The organism is Parasphingomonas puruogangriensis, assembly GCF_036663635.1.
Lineage (GTDB): Bacteria > Pseudomonadota > Alphaproteobacteria > Sphingomonadales > Sphingomonadaceae > Sphingomonas.
In genome coordinates this window covers 267,520-289,135 of sequence record NZ_JAXOJI010000002.1, presented here as the reverse complement: position 1 = coordinate 289,135, position 21,616 = coordinate 267,520, and the positions used below count along the sequence as shown (strand labels likewise).

The 21,616-nt window shown below is 64.2% G+C and carries 16 protein-coding genes; 12 read left to right on the top strand and 4 right to left on the bottom strand.

What is annotated here, in order from left to right; genetic code table 11:
• Positions 1 to 65: 65 nt before the first annotated feature.
• The 9 genes from U1739_RS06800 (at position 66) to U1739_RS06760 (ending at position 14,694) form a co-directional block, all read left to right on the top strand.
• Positions 66 to 1,244 (top strand): cytochrome P450, encoded by a 1,179-nt coding sequence (locus tag U1739_RS06800; protein ID WP_332705548.1) that lies wholly within the window; start codon positions 66 to 68, stop codon positions 1,242 to 1,244.
• Positions 1,241 to 2,362, top strand: coding sequence for a CapA family protein (locus U1739_RS06795; protein WP_332705545.1), 1,122 nt, complete (start codon positions 1,241 to 1,243; stop codon positions 2,360 to 2,362). Before U1739_RS06800 ends, U1739_RS06795 begins: the two co-directional genes overlap by 4 nt.
• Positions 2,359 to 3,387: a hypothetical protein gene (locus U1739_RS06790; protein ID WP_332705542.1), complete on the top strand. Its 1,029-nt coding sequence runs from the start codon at positions 2,359 to 2,361 to the stop codon at positions 3,385 to 3,387. The genes U1739_RS06795 and U1739_RS06790 overlap by 4 nt, the downstream gene beginning before the upstream one ends.
• 59 nt (positions 3,388 to 3,446) lie before the next feature.
• A complete protein-coding gene (locus tag U1739_RS06785) occupies positions 3,447 to 6,122 on the top strand; it encodes a TonB-dependent receptor (RefSeq protein WP_332705539.1) in 2,676 nt (891 codons plus the stop codon).
• Complete coding sequence (locus U1739_RS06780; RefSeq protein ID WP_332705537.1) at positions 6,122 to 7,621, top strand: tannase/feruloyl esterase family alpha/beta hydrolase; 1,500 nt, start codon at positions 6,122 to 6,124, stop codon at positions 7,619 to 7,621. The genes U1739_RS06785 and U1739_RS06780 overlap by 1 nt, the downstream gene beginning before the upstream one ends.
• Before the next feature lie 742 nt (positions 7,622 to 8,363).
• Positions 8,364 to 11,249 (top strand): TonB-dependent receptor, encoded by a 2,886-nt coding sequence (locus U1739_RS06775; protein ID WP_332705534.1) that lies wholly within the window; start codon positions 8,364 to 8,366, stop codon positions 11,247 to 11,249.
• A gap of 87 nt (positions 11,250 to 11,336) precedes the next feature.
• Positions 11,337 to 12,065, top strand: coding sequence for a response regulator transcription factor (locus U1739_RS06770; RefSeq protein ID WP_332705531.1), 729 nt, complete (start codon positions 11,337 to 11,339; stop codon positions 12,063 to 12,065).
• 101 nt (positions 12,066 to 12,166) lie between these two features.
• Positions 12,167 to 13,489: a sensor histidine kinase gene (locus U1739_RS06765; protein ID WP_332705528.1), complete on the top strand. Its 1,323-nt coding sequence runs from the start codon at positions 12,167 to 12,169 to the stop codon at positions 13,487 to 13,489.
• Positions 13,486 to 14,694, top strand: a complete 1,209-nt coding sequence (locus U1739_RS06760) for an alkaline phosphatase (protein ID WP_332705525.1) — start codon at positions 13,486 to 13,488, stop codon at positions 14,692 to 14,694. Before U1739_RS06765 ends, U1739_RS06760 begins: the two co-directional genes overlap by 4 nt.
• Before the next feature lie 327 nt (positions 14,695 to 15,021).
• On the opposite strand, the gene trmB is transcribed toward U1739_RS06760, so the two are convergent.
• Positions 15,022 to 15,702, bottom strand: coding sequence for a tRNA (guanosine(46)-N7)-methyltransferase TrmB (gene trmB, locus U1739_RS06755; RefSeq protein ID WP_332705522.1), 681 nt, complete (start codon positions 15,700 to 15,702; stop codon positions 15,022 to 15,024).
• Positions 15,703 to 15,776: 74 nt separating this feature from the next.
• On the opposite strand from trmB, the gene U1739_RS06750 reads away from it, so the two are divergent.
• Entirely contained in the window at positions 15,777 to 16,412 is a 636-nt protein-coding gene (locus U1739_RS06750; protein WP_332705519.1) for a phosphatase PAP2 family protein, read from the top strand.
• Here U1739_RS06750 and metK read toward each other — a convergent pair.
• Both metK and lnt read right to left on the bottom strand, forming a co-directional pair.
• Positions 16,360 to 17,577: a methionine adenosyltransferase gene (gene metK, locus U1739_RS06745; protein WP_332705516.1), complete on the bottom strand. Its 1,218-nt coding sequence runs from the start codon at positions 17,575 to 17,577 to the stop codon at positions 16,360 to 16,362. The genes U1739_RS06750 and metK overlap by 53 nt on opposite strands.
• Positions 17,578 to 17,651: 74 nt before the next feature.
• Positions 17,652 to 19,193: an apolipoprotein N-acyltransferase gene (gene lnt, locus U1739_RS06740; RefSeq protein WP_332705513.1), complete on the bottom strand. Its 1,542-nt coding sequence runs from the start codon at positions 19,191 to 19,193 to the stop codon at positions 17,652 to 17,654.
• A gap of 212 nt (positions 19,194 to 19,405) precedes the next feature.
• Here lnt and U1739_RS06735 point away from each other — a divergent pair, with 212 nt between their 5' ends.
• Both U1739_RS06735 and U1739_RS06730 read left to right on the top strand, forming a co-directional pair.
• Positions 19,406 to 19,822 carry a VOC family protein gene (locus tag U1739_RS06735; RefSeq protein ID WP_332706574.1) on the top strand — a complete coding sequence of 139 codons (417 nt, stop codon included), beginning with the start codon at positions 19,406 to 19,408 and terminating at the stop codon, positions 19,820 to 19,822.
• 10 nt (positions 19,823 to 19,832) lie between these two features.
• Positions 19,833 to 20,135, top strand: coding sequence for a polyhydroxyalkanoic acid system family protein (locus tag U1739_RS06730; RefSeq protein WP_332705510.1), 303 nt, complete (start codon positions 19,833 to 19,835; stop codon positions 20,133 to 20,135).
• A 123-nt stretch (positions 20,136 to 20,258) separates the two neighbouring features.
• Here the strand turns inward: U1739_RS06730 and U1739_RS06725 are convergent, their stop codons facing one another.
• On the bottom strand, positions 20,259 to 21,584 hold the full coding sequence (locus U1739_RS06725; RefSeq protein WP_332705507.1) for a PQQ-dependent sugar dehydrogenase: 1,326 nt from the start codon (positions 21,582 to 21,584) through the stop codon (positions 20,259 to 20,261).
• Positions 21,585 to 21,616: the final 32 nt, after the last annotated feature.

Sequence of the window (21,616 nt, the reverse complement as noted above, 5' to 3'; positions counted from 1 at the left end):
CCAAGCCGCAGTTGGTTGCAAAATTGTGATTGCAAGCGCTTGCATGGCGCGTTATCAATATTGTTATGGCACATGACTTCGATCCTTTGGCTCCCGAAACGTTCGACAGTGCGAACGCCGAATATGCGCGGCTGCGCAGCGAATGCCCGGTTGCCCATACCGATGCCTGGGGTGGATTTTACGCGCTGATGAAGCATGCCGACGTGGCCGAGGCGGCCAGCGACTGGAAAACGTTCATCACCTCCCAACAGAATGTCATTCCCAAGGTCGCCTTCACAGGGCGGCGGCCGCCATTGCATCTCGATCCGCCGGAACACACGCCCTATCGCCGGGCGCTTGCGCCGCTGTTCACCGAACGACGCATTGCGCGGCTCGAGCCCGTCATCCGCACGATCTGCCGCGATCTCCTCGCCAAGATGCGCGACGCCGGGGGCGGCGATGTCGTGGCCGATTACGGTGCGCATATGCCGATCGCGACCTTCGCGCACTGGATGAACCTGTCGGCAGAGGCCGTCGCCGAGCTGACTGCCGTCGGCCAGCGGTACAATATCGCGGTGCAGTTCGCTGACATGGATGCAACCAAGGAATCGAGCTTGGTGCTGTACGACATGGCGCGCGCCATCGTGGCCGATCGTCGCGCCAACCCGATGTCGGAAGATGAGGATGCCACCAGCGCGTTGCTCGCGGTGCGCGTGGATGGCGAACCGTTGCCCGAGGAACTGATTGTCGGGACGATCCGGCAGGTGCTGGTCGTCGGCATCATTGCCCCCAGCGTGCTGATCGGTTCGATCGCGGTCCATCTCAGCCGCGCTCCGGCGCTGCAGTCCGAATTGCGCGCCGATCCATCGCTGATCCCCGCCGCAGTCGACGAATTTCTGCGGCTCTATACGCCGTATCGCGGTTTCGCGCGTACGGCGGTCGAGGATGTCACGATCCGCGGCTGCCCGATCCCGGCCGGTGAGCCAATCGCTTTGGTCTACGCCTCGGCCAATCGCGATGCCGACGTGTTCGACGATCCCGAAGCCTTCAAGATCGATCGTCCCAACATGAAGGATTCGCTCGCCTTCGGCCGCGGCCCGCATACCTGTATCGGTGCTGGCCTGGCCAAGCTCGAGTTGGTCATTGCGATCGAGGAATTGCTTGCCGCTGCGCCCGGCTTTGCGCTTACCGCCGAACCGCGCCCAACGCGTTTCCCCGAAATCGGCGCGCTCACCGCGCCAATCGCGTTCGAGGCGGCGGCATGAGCCACGTCTTCCTCGCCGTCGGGGATCTGGCGATGGACCGCGAGGTCTATGACGAAAGTTTCGCTGCCACACGCGACCTGCTGGCGGCGGCCGACATCACGTTCGGGCAAATCGAGACCAGCTTCGCGGCGCAGGGCGTGCGCCTGCCGCAAGCGCGCCATGCCGTGCTGGCCAGACCGGATGGCGCCGCAGCGCTGGGCCGCGCGGGCTTTGATATCGTGTCGCTCGCCGGCAACCATGTGTTGGACTGGGGCAATGACGCGTTCTTCGAGACGCAGGCCAATCTGCAAGCCGCCGGCGTCAAGACGGTCGGCGCCGGCGCCAATATCCTCGAGGCGCGAAAACCTGTCCGGTTTACGTTGGGCGATGGCACGACGGTCGCCGTGCTGGCTTATTGCAGCATTTTGCCACAGGCCTATTGGGCCGACGAGCGCCGCCCGGGGTGTACCCCGATGCGTGCGTTCACCGTGTACGAGCAGGTCGAGCACGACCAGCCGGGCACGCCGGCCCGGATTCACACCTACCCGCATCGCGACGATCTGGCGGCGATGGAAGCGGATATTCGCGCCGCCAGGGCCGAGGCCGATCTGGTCATCGTCTCGCAGCATTGGGGCATCCATTTCGTCCGCGCGACGATTGCCGACTACCAGCGCGACGTGGCCCGTGCGGCGATCGCCGCCGGGGCCGATGCCATCCTTGGCGGCCATGCGCATATCCTGAAAGGGTGTGAATTGATCGACGGCAAGCCGGTATTCTACTCACTGTGCAACTTCGCTACCGATCTGCGGATGGACCCTGCGCACGCCGCATCCAAGAGCTTCAACGAGATCCGCGTGCTGGCCGAGGAATGGGAGCCCGATTTCGATAGCCTGTACAATTTTCCCACCGCATCGCGCCTGTCGATCGTTGCGCGCCTCGAAATTGCTGGTGGCAAGATCGTCCGCGCCGGGCTTTTGCCGCTCTATATCGACACCGACGCCGTGCCCCGCTTGGTCGAACCGGGGAGCGCGCGCCATGCCGAGATCGTCGAATATATGACCGCGATCACGGCCGAGGCCGGGCTCAATGCGCGCTATACCGTGACCAACGACATGGTCGAACTGGGAGCGGTTGCATGAGCCGCTGGCAGCGCTTTCCGCTCGAGGGCTATGTCCTGCTCTATTTCCTGGCCTATCTGCCCAACGTGATCATCACCAAGTTGGTGACGAGCACTCCGCATGCCGGCCTGGGCCGTCCGCTGACCGGGCTGGAGACGCTGCCCGCGTCCCTCATCATCAGCACGGTGCTGACCTACATCTTCATCTGGGCTTCGGGTTGGCACCGCGATGCCAATGCCGTGCATATTGCCGGCGCGCGTGTGCCTGTGCCGACCAAATATACGTTGCTATCCGGTCTGGGCACCGCCTTAGTGCTGTTCACCGTGCCCCTGTCCTTCACTTTCGAAGGCGTCTCGATCCCGTTCATCCAATTGCTGATGCGCGGTGATATCCTGCTTATCGCGCCGCTGGTCGATCTGATGTTCGGCCGCAAGGTGCGCTGGTGGAGCTGGGCGGCGCTGGCGATGGTGCTGGTCGCGCTGATCATTACCTTGTTCGATCGCGGCGGTTTCGATCTGCCGCCGCTCGCGATCCTTACCGTGATCCTCTACACCGCCGGCTATTTTCTCCGCTTGGCGGTGATGACCAAGGTGTCGAAGACCGGCGAACCGGCGTCGGTACGGCGCTATTTCGTCGAGGAAAAGGTCATCGCCTTGCCGCTGTCGGTGGCAGTACTGGCGGCGATCTCCGCCTCCGGCATCGGCTCGCAATCCGGGGCGCTCGGCTGGGGCTTTATCTCGGTGTGGAGCGATCCGGTGATCTTCCCGCTATTCGCCATCGGCTTGACGCTGACCATCATCTCGGTCTTCGCCATCATCATCCTGCTCGATGCCCGCGAGAATGCTTATTGCGTGCCGCTCGAGCGCGCCGCCAGCCTCGTCGCCGGCGTGGGCGGCGCGGTAATCCTGGCCTGGTTCTGGGGTCTGCCGATGCCGCGCCCAGCCGAGCTCGTCGGTGCCGCCATCCTGATTGCCGCCATTGTACTGCTTTCGCTGGCGCCGCGCCTGTCGCGGCGCGTTGTCCCGGCCCGCGCCGAGACTGTCTGACCACCACTATTTTGCCGAGCCGCAACATTAAGCGGCAGGCGATCATCGGGAGAGAGAGAATGATGAACACCCATGCGCGCCGCGTCACCTGGCTGAGCAAGGCCGCATTCGGCGCACTCGCCATCGGTCTGGCCATGCCGGCCCTTGCCCAGACGGCAGAGGAAGTCCCCGAAACCGAACAGGCAACCGCGAGCCCGGCCGAGCAGGGTGCGCTCGACACGCAGGCAGCGGAAGACATCATCGTCACCGGCAGCCGCATCCGCGGCGTCGCGCCGGTTGGTTCGAACGTCATCGCCATTGATCAAGCGAAGATTGCGCAGGAGCCGGTGATCTCGACCAACGATCTGTTGCGCCGCGTGCCGCAGGTCGTCTCGCTCGGCGCCAACCGCGCCGGCGGCTCGGCGCAGAACGGCGCGGCCAACGCCACCCGCGGCGCCGGCATCAACTTGCGCGGGCTCAGCACCAACGCAACCTTGTTGCTTTATGACGGTCGCCGCTTGCCCCCGCAGGGCACGCAGGGCCAGTTCACCGATCCCTCGGTGCTACCCTCGATCGCGCTGGGCCGCGTCGAGGTCGTCGCCGACGGCGCTTCGGCGATCTACGGTTCTGATGCCATTGCCGGGGTGGTCAACTTCATCCTGCGCAAAGATCTCGACGGTATCGAGGGTCGCGTACGCTACGGCTTTACCGACAGCAATTACGACGAAAAGCAGGCCGCCCTGATCGCCGGCAAGAAGTGGGACGGCGGCTATGCCATGCTGGCCGGCGAATATACCGCCAATGCGGCGCTGTACGGCAGCGATCTGGATTTCTACCAAAACGACAATCGCGCCCGGGGCGGCCGCGACCTGCGCGTAACCAATTGCGATCCAGGCACCATCACCGTCGGCGGCGGCACCTATGCCATTCCCACCGGCGGCGTGACCGCGGCCAATGTCGGGTCGCTGGTGCGCGGGACCGCCAACCGCTGCTTCTATGGCGGGCTAGATCCGGTGATTGCCGAACAGCAACGTTACAGCGTCACGGGCGCCTTTGGGCAGGAGATCACCGACGGTATCCGCGTGTTTGCCGACGGCTTCTATTCCTATCGTAAGGGCAAGCTGGCGATCAACCCGACGATCAACGCCACGGTGCGCAACACTAATCCGTTCTTCGTCAGCCCGGTGGCCGGGGCGACCTCGGTGCAGGTGGCCTATTCGCTCGTGCCGACGATCGGCCTGCAATATAATCCGTTCCATTCCGAATCCTGGAACGTGTCTGGCGGCGTCGAGGCGAAGCTGTTCGGGGACTTCAAGGGCACGGTCTATTACGCCCATGGCGAGTCCGAGGAAGTTGCCGATCGCCGCTATTCGGGCGTCAATGCCCGTGCGCTGGCTGCGGCACTGGCCGATACCAATCCGGCGACCGCGCTCAACCTGTTTGGTGGCCCCAACAATCCGGCGACGATCGCGCGGCTAACCGACAATCTGTTCGTCATCACCGGCCGCACCCGGCTCGATGTGGTCAATGGGCAGGTCGACGGGTCACTGTTCGCGCTGCCCGGCGGCAATGTGCGGATCGCGCTCGGCGGCGAACATCGCGTGGAATATACCTATAGCGATCTGCTCACCGGTCAGGCGGCCACGCCGGTCAGCGTCAACGATGCCGGCAGTCGCACGGTCAACGCCGCGTTCGGCGAACTGTTCGTGCCTGTCGTCGGATCGGCCAATGCGATGGCGGGGATCGAACAACTCTCGCTGTCGCTCGCGCTGCGCTACGAACATTACAGCGATTTCGGCAGCACCACCAATCCCAAGTTCGGCCTGACCTACAAGCCGTTTCGGGGCCTGACGCTGCGGGGCAGCTACGGCACCTCGTTCCGCGCGCCGACCTTTGCCGAAAAGTCCACCGTCGCAGGTGGCGCCGGCCTGTATTTCGATACGCTGCCGGGCCCATCGGGCAACCAGATCGGCATCGGCCTGGCCGGCGGCAATCCGAACCTCAAGCCGGAGACGGCCAAGACCTGGTCGTTCGGCGTGGAAGCCGCGCCGGTCGAGATGCCGGGCTTGCGCGCCAGCGTGACCTATTTCCGGATCGACTATACCGATCAGATCCAGGCGCTGCGCGGCACCACCGGCCTGTTGACCAACCCGCTTTACGCCAGCTTCGTGCAGTTCAATCCGAGCGCGGCGACGATCGCCGCGTTGGTCAATTCGGGCTTGCCGATCAATGCCGCGATCGATCAGTCGCAGGTTACGTTCATCGCCGATGGCCGCCGCCAGAATCTCGGCACGACGCTGCTGCGCGGGCTCGATTTCGGGCTGAGCTATGATTGGAGCCTCGGCAACGTGAAGCTCGATGCCGGAATCCAGGGTACGTATATCCTCGATTACCGTTTCGAAGCGGTGCCCGGCTCCGGGCTGGTCGATGTGCTCGACACGTTCGGCTTCGCGCAGAAGTTCCGCACGCAGGCCGATGTCGGGCTCCAATGGGACGGGCTGCGCTCACGCTTCACCTGGAACCATCTGGCCGGCTACGACAACAATACGGTCGTTCCGATCCAGGCGGTAAGCAATTACGATACGTTTGATCTGTCGGTCGGCTATGCCTTTAACGATCACCTCACGCTGACGGGCGATGTGCGCAACCTGTTCGACGAGAACCCGCCGTTCGTCGATACCACGGGCGGCTATGATCCGCAGTCGGCCAATCCCGTGCCGCGCATCTTCTCGGTCACGGCACAGGTCAAGTTCTGATGCTGGCCGCCGCGGCGGCGGCGGCCTGCGCCGCGCTCGCCGGCCCGGCGCCGGCCAGCGTGACCATCGTCCGGGCGACGATGGTCACGCCAACCCCGGTCTGGACCCCGATTACCGCCAGCTTTTACAAGCCGGAGCCGGTGCGCGTGCCGTTATGCCGCGTCGAAGGCACGATCGAGGGCAATATCGGCTTCGAACTATGGCTGCCTGCCGAATGGAATGGGCGGCTGCTGGGGGCCGGCGTCGGCGGTGACGCCGGCGTGTTCAACTATAGCGACATGAGCCGCCGCATCGCCCAGGGCTTCGCCACGGTCACTACCGATAGCGGCCACAAGACCACGCAGCTGCGCTGGATGGCCGACCCCAAAGCGCGGGTCGATTACGAGCACCGCGCGACGCACCTCACCGCGCAGGCTGCGAAATCATTGGCGCGCGCCTTTTACGGTCGCGGCGTCGACAAGAGCTATTATCTCGGCTGCTCCGGCGGCGGGCGCCAGGCGCTCAAAGAGATGCAAAATTACCCTGGCGATTATGACGGCGTCGTGGCCGGCGCGCCGGGGCCATATATGCCGCTGCAATCGGTGCGCATGATGTGGGGCGCGCTGTTGCAGAAGAACGATCCCGCAGGGGCACTGGGCGACAGCGATTGGGCCTTGTACGAGCGGCGCGCCACTGCTGCTTGCGACAAGATTGACGGCGTCGCGGACGGCATCGTCGAGAACCCGTTGCGCTGCACGTTCAAGCCCCGCGACCTGGCGTGCAAGCCGGGCCAGAGTGCGGATTGCCTATCCGGGCCCAAGCTGGCGATGTTGCAGACGATCGTGCAGCCGATGCCGGACGAGCGGGGCAGGGCGATGGATTGGGGCCTGTATCCCGGCGTACGCACGCGGCCAGGGCCGCCATCGCCATTGTTGCGCGCGATGTGGGCAGACGGGGTCTACAACGATCCCAAGTGGAACGAAGACGGCTTTCGCCGCACCGCCGATCTTGCAGCCGCCAATCGGCTGATGCCCGAACTGCGCGCCGATAAGACGGCGATCGCGCCGTTCGTCCGCGCTGGCGGGAAGGCGATCCTCTATCAGGGCTGGGCTGACCCTTCGACCAATGCCGGGCCAACACTGCATTATTACGGCGCCCTTGCCCGCGCACAGGGCGGGATCGCCAAGCTCGACGATTCCGTGCGGTTGTTCATGGTGCCGGGCATGTATCATTGCCGTGGCGGACCTGGCGTCGATGCGTTCGGCGGCTCCGGGCAAGCGGGTGAATCCCTCGATCCGGAGCGCGACGTGTTGTGGGCGCTGATCGGCTGGGTCGAACAGGGCAGAATTCCCCAACGGCTGATCGCTGCCAAACGCGACGGCGGCACGGTCCGCTTCACCCGCATGCTGTGTCCGTTTCCGCAATCCGCACAGTATGACGGGCGCGGTTTAGCTGGTCAGGCGACGTCCAGCAGCTGCAAGACCGACCCTGCCTTGGTGCGTCTGATCTCCGCCAAATAGGCTCGCCGGCTCAGTCCACCGCCGTGGGCGTCTGGCGACACCACCCGCAGGAACCAGAGCGACGCAAGCCACCAAGGTCGGTGCGGGGCTGGTTAGTCGAGCAACCCGCCGCCAAGCATTCGGATGCGCCCCGCCCATTCCTGCATTTCGGCTATCGGGGCTGGAAGCAGGGCAGCCAGACGCCGTGTTTCCGCGGCAATATCGCGTGATTGCCGAGGCTGAGGCAGGCGCGGTCGGCAGCAACGTTGCCCCCGCCGTGATCGCCGACGCGCGTGGCATGCCGTCGTCATCCCCCATTTGAAAAGTGCGTCAGAACGAAAGTCCGCTTTGGGGAGGGGGGAGGGCGGCTTGAACGACCGGGAGGGGATTATTCTGCTCACCCCTATGCCAGACCCGCCGTCTCGGTTGGATCTTCCCCTATCCAATTCCCAAGTCTTAAATTTCGTTAATGTTATACTCTGTCACAGAAACGTAAATACTGCCCCTTAGTGCCGCGATTGTGGAAGCGGCGAAATAATAAAAGCAGCGTCGCGCCAAGCAACTTTCCCGTTCTGATGTTCTGTCCGGCCTAATATTTGGCGTCGTTTATTAATCATCCTGATGTTTTCACAAATATACCCCGTGGAGTAGTGCGCGGGGTTGGGGGTATTTTATCGTGTCCATACGTTATCGCCGCTCGAAGAGATCAATTTCATCTTGCATAGCGCTGTCTGCTCTTGCGATCGGCGGTGGCTGGATCAGCTTGCCGGCGCATGCCCAGGCGGCGGACCAGACACAGGGCGACGGCCGGGTAACTGGCACGGTTACGACCCCTTCCGGTGATCTGTTGCGCGGTGCGCAGGTGCGCGTCGAGGGCTCGGACATCGTCGGCGTTACCGACAATGACGGGCAATTCACGTTGCAGCGTATTCCTACCGGCGATCAGCAATTGACCGTTACCTATGTCGGCTATGAAAATGCGCGCCAATCGGTCTCCGTAAACTCCAGCCGCCCGGTCGACGTGCGGCTGGTGCTGCAGCCGAACGACGCCGAAAATGGCGAGGACATCATCGTCAGCGGGACGCGCCCGATCGCCGAGTCCGAGGCCGCAGCGCTCCAGCTCAAGCGTGCATCGACCTCGCTCGTCGACGTGATCGCCGCAGATAGCGCGGGCCGCTTCCCCGATCAGAACATCGCCGCAGCAGTCAGCCGTCTACCCGGCGTCAGCGTGGGTCGCGATCAGGGGCAGGAGCGCTATATCAGCTTGCGCGGCGCACCGTCGAGCTGGACCACCCTGGCCTTCGACGGGGTCAATGTGATCAGTCCGGACGGCCGTGAGACGCGCTTCGACACGATCCCGTCGGCCATCGCCAGCCAGACCGTGATTCATAAGGCGGTGACGCCCGACATGCCGGGCGAGACGGTGGCCGGTAACATCAATATCATCACGCGCAGCCCGTTCGACTATCCGGGCTTCAAGGCGGCGCTCGACGGCGGCTATGGTTTCAACGATCTCGGTCAGGGTAAACAATACAACGTCGGTGGCTTCGTTTCCGAACGCTTTGCCGGCGACACGTTGGGTGTCCTGATCGGTGCGTCGCGCTACGAGCGCGACATGGTCACGGACAATTTCGAGAATAGCTGGGAAATCGCACCGGAAGATCTCGAAGCCGGCGGCGCCAACCGGATCTGGAACGCCAAAACACAGAACAAGCTCTATCGCCTGAAGCGCAGCAATACGTCCTATTCCGGTCGGCTCGAATGGCGCCCGGATGCCAACAGCCAGATCTTCCTGAGCTCGATCTACAGCCAGTTCCGCGATGACGAATTGCGCAACGCCTGGGTTTTCGATCTTGATCAGGATGCCAAGAAGACCGCGAGCAGCACGGTCGGCACGACCACCGGCTATGCCGATATCCGCACCGGGAACACGCCCCAACGCGGCACATTGTATGGCTCGGAAATCGAGAGCACGCTGAACAGCAGCTCATCGCGACAGAGCATCTTCACCAACACGCTGGGCGGCAAGCACGATCTCGATACCTGGAAAATCAACTGGCGCCTCAATTACACGCGGGCCGATGCGCGCAGCAAGCCGCCGTTCCAGTCTTCCTGGGTAAGCCCGGCCAGCTTCACGTCGCGTCCGACTTTGGTCTACGACTTCAGCGACCCGAACCAGAGCAAGGTGCAATTGTTCAATACCGTGCGCAACGCGGACGGCACCTATAGCGCGGGCGCGGCGCGGCCCTTTATCTCGCCGACCGAACTCAACTTCCTGACCATGACGCGCAATCGCCAGTTGGACCGCACCAACGCCTACACTGCCAAGCTTGACCTCGAACATAACCTGTCGCTGTTCGGCGCGGACACCGTGTTCAAGTTCGGCGGTGAATATGACAAGCGCACCAAGACATCGCGCCGCACCGTGCTCGAAGTCACTCCCGCCACGCTCGCCGCCGCGGGGCTAGCCAGCCCGACACAGAGCGATATCAGCATCGACACACCGTATAAGGGCGATTTCGCGCTCGGTTACGGCTTCAAATACTTCTCCAGCGATCTCGGCGAGGCGCTGTTCGACAAATATGTCGCGGCGGGCGCCTCGCGGGTGCAGGCCAATACCAGCGAGGAAAACGACTACCGCGTCAGCGAGGAAGTCGCTGCCGGCTATTTGATGGGTACGACGTATTTCGGTTGGGGCAATATCGTCTACGGCGCGCGCCTCGAACGCGTGAAGAACACCGGCTCGGCCATGGCCAAGACCGCTAGCGGCTACGTTCCGACCAGCGTGTCGGGCAGCTTTACGTCGGTCTATCCCAGCGTGCACGTCAACTGGGATATCAACCGCGACATGAAGCTGCGTCTGTCGGGCAATACCGGCGCGGCGCGGCCGGATTATGATCAGCTGCGGCCCAACTTCTCTTATGACGATGTCGAGGAAGTGGTGTCGGGCGGCAACCCCAAGGCGAAGCCTGAGCGCGCGAAGGGCATCGACCTCTATTACGAATGGTACATGCCATCGCGCGGCTTTTTCTCGGCCGGCGTCTATTACAAGCAGCTCAAGGACATCCTGTACGACGTTGAATTGTCGTCTTTTGGTCTCGACGTGCTCAACTCCAACGGCGTGGATCGGTCGGGCTATCGTTACGCGACCGTCGCCAATGGCGGCGGCGGCCATATCAAGGGCCTGGAATTCGCCTTTTCGCAGCCGTTGGAAGGTCTCGCCCGCAGCGTCGGCCTACCGGACTGGGCACAGGGCTTCGGCGTCCAGGCAAATTTGACGCTGAACGACTCCAAGGCGACGACACCAGACGGCCGCACCACCGATCTGCCCGGCGCCTCGCCACTGATCTACAATTTCTCGGGCTATTATGAGCGTTACGGCCTGTCGGCGCGCGTTAGCTACCAGTGGCAGAAGGCGTATCTCGACTCGCTCGGCGCGGGAGACATTATCGGCGATGCTTATTGGGCGGATGTCGCGCGGCTCGATGCCTCGCTGCGCTATGCCATTAACGAGCGCGTGCAGCTCTATGTCGATGCCAACAACCTGACCAATGAACCAGGCATTCGTTATCAGGGCAGCCCGGAGCGCCAGATCGAACATGAGGTGTTCGGTCGCCGCTACCTGGCAGGCGTGCGATTGAATTTCTGAGCGATCGGAGGCGGCGCTGACCCTCGGGGACACGCCGCCTCCTATCGTTACCGGAATGCCCGAGCAGTATCGCGGGCGGGAAACAGAATGATTAGAACGATCCTTGTTATTGAAGACGATCTGGCAACGGCCGCGTTCCTCCGTTCCGGCCTAGAGGACGCAGGTTATCGCGTCACGCTGGCCGCCGATGGCGGCCATGGACTGGAACTGGCACGACGCCTTGCCTTTGACGGCATCGTGCTCGATCGCATGCTGCCGGTCCTGGACGGGTTGTCGGTGCTCGAAGCGTTGCGCGGGGAGGGGAACGACATACCGGTCATCATCCTCTCCGCGATCGGTTCGACCGACGAGCGGGTTCGGGGGTTGAAGGCAGGGTCGGACGATTATCTGGTCAAGCCCTTCGCCATGACCGAGTTGCTCGCCCGGCTGGAAGTACTGCATCGCCGACGGACCGCGTCCGCGGGCGTGGTTACGCGGCTGACCTGCGTCGATCTGACGCTCGATCTCCTCGCGTCGCGCGCCGAGCGCGCGGGCGATCCGTTGCAATTGCAACCGCGAGCCCTGCAGCTTCTGGAATTCCTGATGCGCAATCAGGGGCAGGTGGTCACCCGCTCGATGATCTTCCAGAAGGTGTGGAATTACGATTTCGATCCCGGCACCAACGTCATCGACGTCTATCTCAGCAATCTCCGCAAGGAAGTTGACCGCCCGGGCTTGGTGCCGTTGCTGCACACGATCAGAGGCGCAGGGTATCGACTGGGACCTGCTATGCCTACCGACAGCTTTGGGATGTCGGCGGACGAGCAGGGTCTGTGAGCAACCCTGCCTCCCCGCGCGGCGTGCGCAACAGATGGCCGTGGCGCTCGACCAGCGGCCGCTTCGTGCTTCTCCACCTGGTGCTCACCATGGCATGCACCTTGCCGATCCTGCTGTTCGTATATGTCCAGATCGACCGGATCCTGGTGGCGGACTTTGCCCGCCCCCTGGAGTTTCGCCAGAGCAACCTCGAAAAGCAACATCGGATCGGCGGCGTTGCCGGATTGACGGCGGCGGTGGAAAGCCGCGCGGAGCGGGCGCATCGCGATCAGACGGCCATCCTGCTGGTCGACGCGCAAGGGCGCAAAATGGCCGGCAATCTGACCGCTTGGCCGCGCGGCGTCGCTGCACCGCAGGATTGGACCCCGGCGTGGCTCGAACGCGAAGGAAGCGCCCATCCAGAAGAGTTTCTGGTGCGCACGGTGCGCTTAGGCACCGGGCAACGCCTGTTGCTCGGGGGGTTACTCGATAGCCGCGCGGACATGCACCGGGCACTGTTGCTGGCGTTGCTCGCCGCCTTCGTGCTGGCGGTGCCGTTCGGCCTGCTCGGCAGCCTGGCGATCGTCCGCGAGATGAATCACATGGTGGCGGCGATTGCCGATGTCGGTCAGCAGGTCGGCGCCGGGGATCTCAGCCGCCGCGTCGAGACCGATGGCAGTGGCGATCCGGTCGATCGGTTGAAGCTGTCGCTGAATACGTTGCTGGAGCGGATCGAGGCGCTGGTCGAAGAACATCGCGTGCTCACCGATGCCCTGGCGCACGATCTACGCTCGCCGCTGACTCGTGTTCATATTCAGGTGTCCGGCGCGCGCACCGACCCACTGGGTGATCCACAACCCCGCTTTCAGGCCATTGCACAGGAGGTGGATTATGTGTTGCGCATCCTGGATGGCGCGCTTGAGATCAGCCGCGCCGAGGCTGGGATCGGCCGAGGCAATTTCAAGCACCTCGATATCGGCGCAATGCTCTTCGACCTGTGCGAGATATATGAGCCGCTCGCCGCCACCAACGGTGTGCGAATAACGGTGACCAGCCCGGCCGGCCTGATGCTGCAGGGTAACCGGTCATTGATCGCCCGCGCCGTGGCGAACCTGATCGACAACGCTCTAAAATACGGCGCCCAGGGTGGTCACGTCGTGCTCGAAGCGATGGTTGCGGACGGTGCGGTGCAACTTTGTGTTGCCGATCGCGCCAACGGCATCCCCGCTGAGCGGCGAAGCGAGGCGCTGCGTAAATTCGGGCGTCTAGATAGCGCGCGCAGTACGCCCGGCAGCGGCCTGGGGCTGACGCTGGCGAAGGCCGTCGCATCACTGCACGGCGGCACGCTGATGCTGGAGGACAACAAGCCCGGCCTGCGCGTCCGACTGATTCTGCCGCTCCATTCCCATTCTTTCAACGCTAATCAACTCGGAGACTTACCATGAGCACCAATCTCTTCAGACAGTCCGCGCGTCGGCCGCTGGTCCGCATGCGGTCCATTTCGGCCGGCCTGTCGCTCGCTTGCCTCCTGGCCGGCGTCGCCATGCAGGGCAGTCCCGCCGCCGCGCAAGAGCATGTTCGGGCGCGCGCCAAACCCGCAATGGTGGTACCGCGCGCGCGCAATGTCATCGTGTTCCTCGGCGATGCCGGCGGCCTCTCCACCATCAATGCCGCCGGGATCCTCGCGCATGACCGCGCGCAATCGCTATTCATCCAGTCGATGCCCCATGTGGGCCTGTCCGATACCTCATCGCTCAACAACTGGGTGACCGATTCCGGCGCTGGCATGACTGCGATCATGACCGGGCGGAAGACCAACAATGCGATGGTTTCGGTCGTGCCCAACGCACAGGGCGGCAGCGTGACGCCGGTGAAGACGTTGCTGGAATATGCCGAGCAATTCGGGCTCTCGACTGGCGTGATCACCAACATGAAAATCTGGGATGCCACCCCGGCCGCCACCTACGCGCACGTCGCGTCGCGCAAGGACAAGGACGAGATTTTTCGTCAGATGCTGGCGCCGCGCTTCGGCAACGGCGTCGATATCCTGATCGGCAAGGGACGTGCCGATGCGCTGGCCTCTTTCGCGGCCCGCCAGACCACGGCCGACCAGGCGTTTAACGCCGCCGGCTATCGCTTCGGCGAAGATCCCGCGCTGGTGCGCCAGGCGAACCGCGCCGCGATCCTGCGCGACACAGATTTCGCGCCGATACCCGCGGTCGAGGCGACGATCGGTCAACTCAAGCGCAATCCCAAAGGCTATTTCCTGATGGTCGAATGGGACATGCACACTGATGACGTCAATAAGGGCCTGCGTCACGTTATCGAAATGGACGACACGATCCGTCGCGTCAGCGCGATCGCCGGCAAGGATACACTGATCCTGTTCACCGCAGATCATAGCTTCGGGCTGCGTATGGGCGGCGGCAAGCGCGGTACGCCGCTGGCCACGCAGTTCGTGGCCGAAGCCGCCAAGCCCAACATGACCGCGGCCACCAACGAGGTGATCAGCGTTCAAGACGGTCATACCGGCGAAGAGGTGATCGCCGCAGCATCTGGCCCCGGCGCGGACAAGGTTCGCGGCTTCCTCCCCAATACGGGGCTCTTTGACATCCTGATGGCGGCGTTCGGATGGAAAGCAGATAAATGAGCTAAGGTCCGGCACTTGAGGATGGGCGAACCCTGATCAGGTGCCGGCTATAGGACTCGGGCTATCAATAGCCCGAGTCCTTCCGATCGGCGGGGAAGGCTGCGATCGACCATCGGCCGCGCTTGGGGCCACTCCTTGAGCGATCGCGACTGCCAGACGCCCAAGCCGGCTCGCGCGTTAGTCGGTGTTCAAGGCAGGCCGCCGGTTATTCCCCGACGGCCATGAAGCGCTCCCAGCATCACGCAGCGATCACGCCCCGTAGAGAACTGGGGTAACTCAAGGCGCGCAGAAGCCAGAAAAGCGCAGAGTTCGTCGCTTTTTAGGATATCAGATCCTAATATAGCGGAAGTACCAAACCTCATGGCCCTGGCGTCGGGCTTTGCGCTCATAGCGTGTTTCCGGCCAGTCGTCCGGGCGCGTCAGGAAGTCGGTCGGCGTGTCCGCCTGCCAGACGAAGTCGCGGCGCTGGTTCATGACCATCATCGACCAGCGGCAATAGGTCGGATCGTCGGTGCCGAGGCGGAATTCGGCGCCGGGCTTAAGCTTGCGATGGATCAGATCGAGCGGGCCGTGATTGACCATGCGGCGCTTGGCGTGGCGCGCCTTGCGCCACGGATCGGGGTGCAACAGGTACAGGCGATCGATCGACTCATCGGGCAGGCGTTCGACCACGTCGAGCGCGTCGCCCATATAGAGGCGGACGTTGGCGAGATCGCCATCGCGGACATGCGCGAGCGCGCCGACCACGCCGTTCAAGAACGGCTCGCAGCCGATAAAGCCGGTGTCCGGATGCGCCATCGCCTGGTCGGCGAGATGCTCGCCCGCGCCGAAGCCGATTTCGAGCTGGAGCGGGCGCGCATCGCCAAACAGCGTGAGCGCATCGAGCGGGCCGCTATCGGGCACGCTGATGCGCGGCAGCAGCTCTTCGACGAGTTCGGCCTGGCCGAGGCGCAATTTGTGGCCCTGGCGGCGGCCATAGAGGCGGCGGGTGGTCATCGGATCGATCATCGGCGCTGCTCTAGCGAACGCACGACGCGCGTCCAGTCGGCGGAGCTATTTGGAGGTGGGATGGTTGGGGGGTAATGGGTAAAAGCAAGAAAGCGGCGACTTCGGTCGTCAAGGCCGATCGCAAGTTGAGCCGCAAGGCCGCGGCGCAGCGCGATACGCCGGCCGTGAAGCGCGTCGAGGCGGCGGGCGACCTTGCCGACCAACCGCCGCTGATCGTGCTCAGTGTGGTGACGATCCTGGTCGGCGCGGTGCTGCGGCGACCGGCGGTGGCGAAAAGCGGCGTGCGCATGCTGGCGAGCCATCTGATCGCAACGGGCCTGAAGAACGTCGTGAAGCATTCGGTGGATCGGACGCGACCGGCCAAGGCGCTCGACAGCGGCGAACATCGGTTCAAGACAGGCGACAGCCGGGAACACGACCAGACGTCGTTTCCCTCCGGCCATACGGCGGGCGCGGTGGCGATCGCCAGCGCGGTGGCGCACGATGCGCCGGGCGCGGCATTGCTGGTATACGCAGTGGCGGGTGCCGCGGCTGCCGCGCAATTGCCCAGCGGCAAACATTATCTGCTCGATACGGTCGCCGGCGCGGTGGTCGGCTATATCGGCGAATTGGTGGCGAGCGCCGCACTCCGGGGTGCGGAGGCGGCGCTCGCCGGGATCAGGCGACCGCAGCCTTCAGCGCGTCAACCAGATCGGTCTTCTCCCACGTAAAGCTGTCGCCTTCGGGCTCGCGACCGAAATGGCCATAGGCGGCGGTCTTCTTGTAGATCGGCGCATTGAGCTTGAGATGTTCGCGAATGCCCTTGGGGGTCAGGCGGACCAGCTTGGGCAGCACTTCCTCCAGCTTGGCTTCCGAGACCGAGCCGGTGCCGTGCGTGTCGACATAGACCGACAGCGGCTCGGCAATGCCGATGGCGTAGCTGAGCTGGATCGTGCAGCGCCGCGCCAGCCCGGCAGCAACGACATTCTTGGCGAGATAGCGCGCGACATAAGCGGCCGAGCGATCGACCTTGGTCGGATCCTTGCCGCTGAACGCGCCGCCGCCATGTGGGGCTGCGCCGCCATAGGTGTCGACGATGATCTTGCGGCCGGTGACGCCGGCGTCGCCATCAGGCCCGCCGATCTCGAACGCGCCGGTCGGGTTGATGTAGATCTGCGTCGCATCGGAGATGAAGCCGGCGGGCAGCACATCGTTGAACACGCCCATGACATAGTCCCGCAACTCGGCATATTTCACCGGATCGGGATTTTGCCCCTTTTCGGAATAGCCGGGCGCATGCTGGGTCGAGACGACCAACGCGGTTGCGGCGACGGGCTTTTCGTCGCGATATTCGAGCGTCACCTGGCTCTTGGCGTCCGGCTCGAGGAACGGCGCGGCGCCCGAGTGGCGGTCGGCGGCCATGCGCTGCAGGATCTTGTGGCTGTAATACAACGTGGCTGGCATCAGGCCAGGCGTCTCGTCGGTCGCGTAACCGAACATGATGCCCTGGTCGCCGGCGCCTTCGTCCTTATTGCCGGTCTCGTCGACGCCCATCGCGATCTCCGCCGACTGGCCGTGAAGATTGTTGTAGAATTTGAAGTCGTTCCAGTGGAAGCCCGACTGTTCGTAGCCGATGTCCTTGACCGTCTGGCGCACTGCGGCCTCGATCTCGGCCAGCGCGCCATCGGCCCATTGGCCATTTTCGAACACGCCCTTGCAGCGGATTTCACCGGCCAGCACGACCAGGTTGGTGGTGGTCAGTGTCTCGCAGGCGATGCGCGCCTGGCTGTCCTTGGCCAGGAACAGATCGACGATCGTATCGCTGATCTGGTCGGCGACCTTGTCGGGATGGCCTTCGGAGACCGACTCGGAGGTGAAGAGAAAACTGGAACGCATGTGGTTATCCTCGATGTGGAGGAGAGCTTCGGCCGTTGCCATGCCTGATATAAAGCTTTCCTTATATCGCCCCACTAGCGAGCGCGGCGACGGAAGGCAAATGCCAACAGGAGCAGCGCCGCCGTCACGATCGCGGCCATCAGGTTGCCGGTGCGTGCGAACCATGTGGGGGGATAGGGCGCGGGAAGCGGCAATTCGATCGCCCCGGCGGTGTTCAGCGGGATGGTGGCGAGCAATGCGCCGTCCGGGCCGATGATCGCAGAAATACCGGTCGGCGTGGCGCGTAGGATCGGCAGCCCTTCCTCGATCGCGCGGAGGCGCGCTTGCGCGAGGTGTTGCGGCGGGCCCCACGAGCCGTACCAGGCGTCGTTGGACGGATTGAAGATGAAGGCTGGCCGATGCGCGCGATCGACCACCTGGCCGGAGAAGATGATCTCGTAGCAAATCTGCATGCCGACCGCGCCGAATTGGGGGATGGCGAGCGCGCTCGGGCCGGGGCCGTCGAGGATATCGATATCGCCCGGGACCAGCCGGTTGAGCCCGATGCGCGACAGTAAGGGGCGGGCGGGCAGATATTCGCCGTAGGGGACGAGATGCGCCTTGTCGTATCGGCCGAGGATGCGCGCGCGGGAATCGATGGCAAAGATCGAATTGGTGGCGGCAATCATCTCGCCTTGAGCATCGAACTGCACGCCGTTGCCGCCGGTCAGCACCACGTCGTTGGGGCCGAGCGGGGCGGCAATGCGCATACGGGTGAAGGGCGCGCTGCCGCGCCAATAGGCCGTGGTGGGATAGCCGTCCTCGAGCATGTAGCGCACCGCGCCTTCCGGCCAGACGATCAGCCGCGGGGCGGGGCCGGGCGTGCCGTTCAGCGCCAGCAATGCCTGCAAATTCGCTTCGGCATAATCGTCCTGCGGGCGTTCCTCCTGGCCGAGATCGGGCTGCACGACGCGCACGCGCGGGGCGGCGGGGTCGGTCCGTGCGGCGGGCGGGGTCGGCGTGCCGAGCATGGCGAGCAGCGCGACGCTGCCCAAGGCGATGGCGGGATAGCGCCAGGCGCGCGCCGCGGCGCCGCACAGCGCGCCGGCCACGGCGATGGTCAGGCCGGACAGCGCATAGGTGCCGACCCAGGCGGCGACGTGCGCCACGCCGGGCAGCGGCAGCCACAGCACAGCGAGCGGGTTCCAGGGATAGCCGGTGAACAGCGTGGCGCGGAGCCATTCGGTGACGATCCAGGCGGCGGCGAACAGCAGCCCATAGACGACGCCCGGGCTCTGGTTCGGGGAACGTCCATAGCGCCAGGCGAGCCCGGCCGCGGCCATCGGGTAGAGCGCGAGGAACAGCGCCAACAGCAGCACGGCGAGATAGCCGAGCCAATGCGGCATATTATCCTGAAACACGAAGGCGTGCTGGATCCAGTTATTGCCAAGCGCGAAATGCCCGACGCCGAACGCCCAGCCGCGCAGCAGCGCCTGGCGCAGCGTCGGCGCGTCGTGGACCAGCCACATCCACGCGGCGAGGCTGGCCAGCGCGACGGGCCATAGGTCGAGCGGGGCGAAGCCGGTGGCGGCGATCGCGCCAAGCGCAAGGGCGAGAAAAGGGGCGAGGCGTTTCACGGGACGCGCTATCGCCTGGAACGCGAAATCGCACAATCCTCCCCGGACGGGGATGTGGCAGCCGCAGGCTGACGGAGGGGGGCGGCAGCGCTCCGCTCCGTAGAGTCCGCTTTCGCAAACGTCCCGTTGCCGGCGCACCCCCTCCACCGTTCGCATGAAGAATGCGCATGGTCCCCCTCCCCGTGCCGGGGAGGATCGTGTACGCCACGCAAATGATCCGCCCCTTCCATCTCGCCTTTCCCGTCCACGATCTCGCCGCGGCGCGCGCCTTTTATGGCGGCACCATGGGCTGCGCCGAGGGGCGGAGCAGCGACGCGTGGATCGATTTCGACCTGTTCGGGCATCAGATCGTGGCGCATCTCGATCCCGACGCGAAGCCCGTCGCGGTGGAGAATGCGGTCGACGGGCACAGCGTACCGGTGCCGCATTTCGGCGTCGTGCTGACGATGCCGGATTGGCAGGCGCTAGCTGACCGTGTCGCCGCCGCGGGCGTGCCGTTCGGGATCGCGCCCTATGTGCGCTTCAAGGGGCAGCCGGGCGAGCAGGCGACGATGTTCTTTCGCGATCCATCGGGCAACGCTCTCGAGTTCAAGGCGTTTGCCGATGATGCGATGCTGTTTGCGACCTGAGGACTGCTAGATGACCGATCCGATCACGATGGATATCCCGCATAAATATGGCCGCGAAGGCGTGCGCGCGAAGCTGGATAGCGGCGTCGACAAGATCGCTGGCGTGGTGCCGGGCGGGGTGGTCAAGGATCACCGCTGGGACGGGGATACGCTGCACTTCACGATCGAGGGACTGGGGCAGCGCGTGGCGAGCAAGGTCGAATTGTTCGACGACAAGGTTCGCGCGACGATCGATCTGCCGCCGTTTCTGGCGCTGTTCGCGGCGAAGATCCGCGACAAATTGGCCAAGGAAGCGCCGAAGCTGTTGAAGTGACGCGCAAACCCAATTGTCACCCCGGCCTTGAGCCGGGGCCCAGCTTCTCCTTCGACGGCCAGAAGTAAGAAGCTGGGCCCCGGGTCAAGCCCGGGGTGACGGTTAGATTTGCTTGGTGACGCTCTACTTCACCCGCACGCGCCAGATCACGTTGCCCACATCATCCGCGACCAGCAGCGCGCCGGCCGCATCGGTGATCACGCCGACTGGGCGGCCCTGTGCGGCGCCGTCCTTGTCGAGGAACCCGGTCAGCACGTCGACCGGCTTGGCGCCCTTGGCGGGATAGCCGTTATCGCCGAACGGCACATAGGTGACCTTGTAGCCCGATACCGGCTTGCGGTTCCACGAGCCGTGTTCGCCGATGAACGCGCCATTGGCGAACTGCCCGCCGAGCTTGGCATCGCCGGCAAAGGACAGGCCGAGCGCGGCGACATGCGGCCCGAGCGCGTAATCGGGGCGCTTGGAATATTCCTGCAGCGCCGGGTTCTGCGGCTCGACGCGCATGTCGGGATAGCCGCCCCAATAATACCACGGCCAGCCGAAATGATCGCCCATTTCGATCTGCGTCAGATAATCGGGCGCGAGATCGGAGCCGAGCATGTCGCGCTCGTTGACCACGGTCCATAGCCGCTTGGTGTGCGGCTCGATCGCCATGCCGTTGGGGTTGCGCAGGCCAGCGGCAAAGACGCGGAAGGTCTTGGCCGCGGGGAACACTTCGAGGATGTTGGCGCGGTATTTTTCGCGCTCGATGCCGTTCTCGGCGATATTCGACGCGGAGCCGACGCTAACGTACAGCGTCTTGCCTTCGGGGTCGGCGATGACGTTGCGCGCCCAATGATTGCCGCCGCCTTGCAGCTTGACGACCAGTTCGGGCTCGGCGGTGATGGTCGTGTCGCCGGTCTTGTAGGGTACGCGGACCAAGGCGTCGGTGTTGCCGATGTACAGCCAGTCGCCTTGCAGGGCCATGCCGAAGGGTGAGTTGAGCCCTGTCATGAACGTGCTCTTTTGCTCCGCCACGCCGTCATTATTGCCGTCACGCAGCAAGGTGATGCGGTTGGCCGAGGGCACACCGGCGCCGGCCTTGCCCATCAGCAGGCCCATCACCCAGCCGGTAATCCCGCCGCCCTTGCGCGGCGGCGAATTGCTTTCCGCGACCAGCACGTCGCCATTGGGCAGGCGATACAGCCAGCGCGGATGATCGAGCCCGGTGGCGAAGGCATCGACCGCGAGGCCGGCGGCGGGGATCGGCTTGGCGCCCGCGGGCCAGCCGACCGCATCGGCGACGGCGATCGTCGGGAACAGCTGCTTGCGTGGTTCGGAAATGGTCGGGCGGGGGCCGGTGACCGCGGCGAGATCGAGCTTCGCGACATCGGGGCGGCTGAGCCAAAAGAGAATGCCGCCGACGACCAGAACGATCAGCAGCAGGACGATAAGGATGTGTTTGCGCATAAGGGCGAGGATAGTCGGGGCGGGGGGAGGGG

Bases quoted from the DNA above. Each gene is read 5' to 3' on its own strand.
- U1739_RS06800 (WP_332705548.1), top strand. From the start codon at position 66: ATGGCACATGACTTCGATCCTTTGGCTCCCGAAACGTTCGACAGTGCG.
- U1739_RS06795 (WP_332705545.1), top strand. From the start codon at position 1,241: ATGAGCCACGTCTTCCTCGCCGTCGGGGATCTGGCGATGGACCGCGAG.
- U1739_RS06790 (WP_332705542.1), top strand. From the start codon at position 2,359: ATGAGCCGCTGGCAGCGCTTTCCGCTCGAGGGCTATGTCCTGCTCTAT.
- U1739_RS06785 (WP_332705539.1), top strand. From the start codon at position 3,447: ATGATGAACACCCATGCGCGCCGCGTCACCTGGCTGAGCAAGGCCGCA.
- U1739_RS06780 (WP_332705537.1), top strand. From the start codon at position 6,122: ATGCTGGCCGCCGCGGCGGCGGCGGCCTGCGCCGCGCTCGCCGGCCCG.
- U1739_RS06770 (WP_332705531.1), top strand. From the start codon at position 11,337: ATGATTAGAACGATCCTTGTTATTGAAGACGATCTGGCAACGGCCGCG.
- U1739_RS06760 (WP_332705525.1), top strand. From the start codon at position 13,486: ATGAGCACCAATCTCTTCAGACAGTCCGCGCGTCGGCCGCTGGTCCGC.
- trmB (WP_332705522.1), bottom strand. From the start codon at position 15,702: ATGATCGATCCGATGACCACCCGCCGCCTCTATGGCCGCCGCCAGGGC.
- U1739_RS06750 (WP_332705519.1), top strand. From the start codon at position 15,777: ATGGGTAAAAGCAAGAAAGCGGCGACTTCGGTCGTCAAGGCCGATCGC.
- metK (WP_332705516.1), bottom strand. From the start codon at position 17,577: ATGCGTTCCAGTTTTCTCTTCACCTCCGAGTCGGTCTCCGAAGGCCAT.
- U1739_RS06735 (WP_332706574.1), top strand. From the start codon at position 19,406: ATGATCCGCCCCTTCCATCTCGCCTTTCCCGTCCACGATCTCGCCGCG.
- U1739_RS06730 (WP_332705510.1), top strand. From the start codon at position 19,833: ATGACCGATCCGATCACGATGGATATCCCGCATAAATATGGCCGCGAA.
- U1739_RS06725 (WP_332705507.1), bottom strand. From the start codon at position 21,584: ATGCGCAAACACATCCTTATCGTCCTGCTGCTGATCGTTCTGGTCGTC.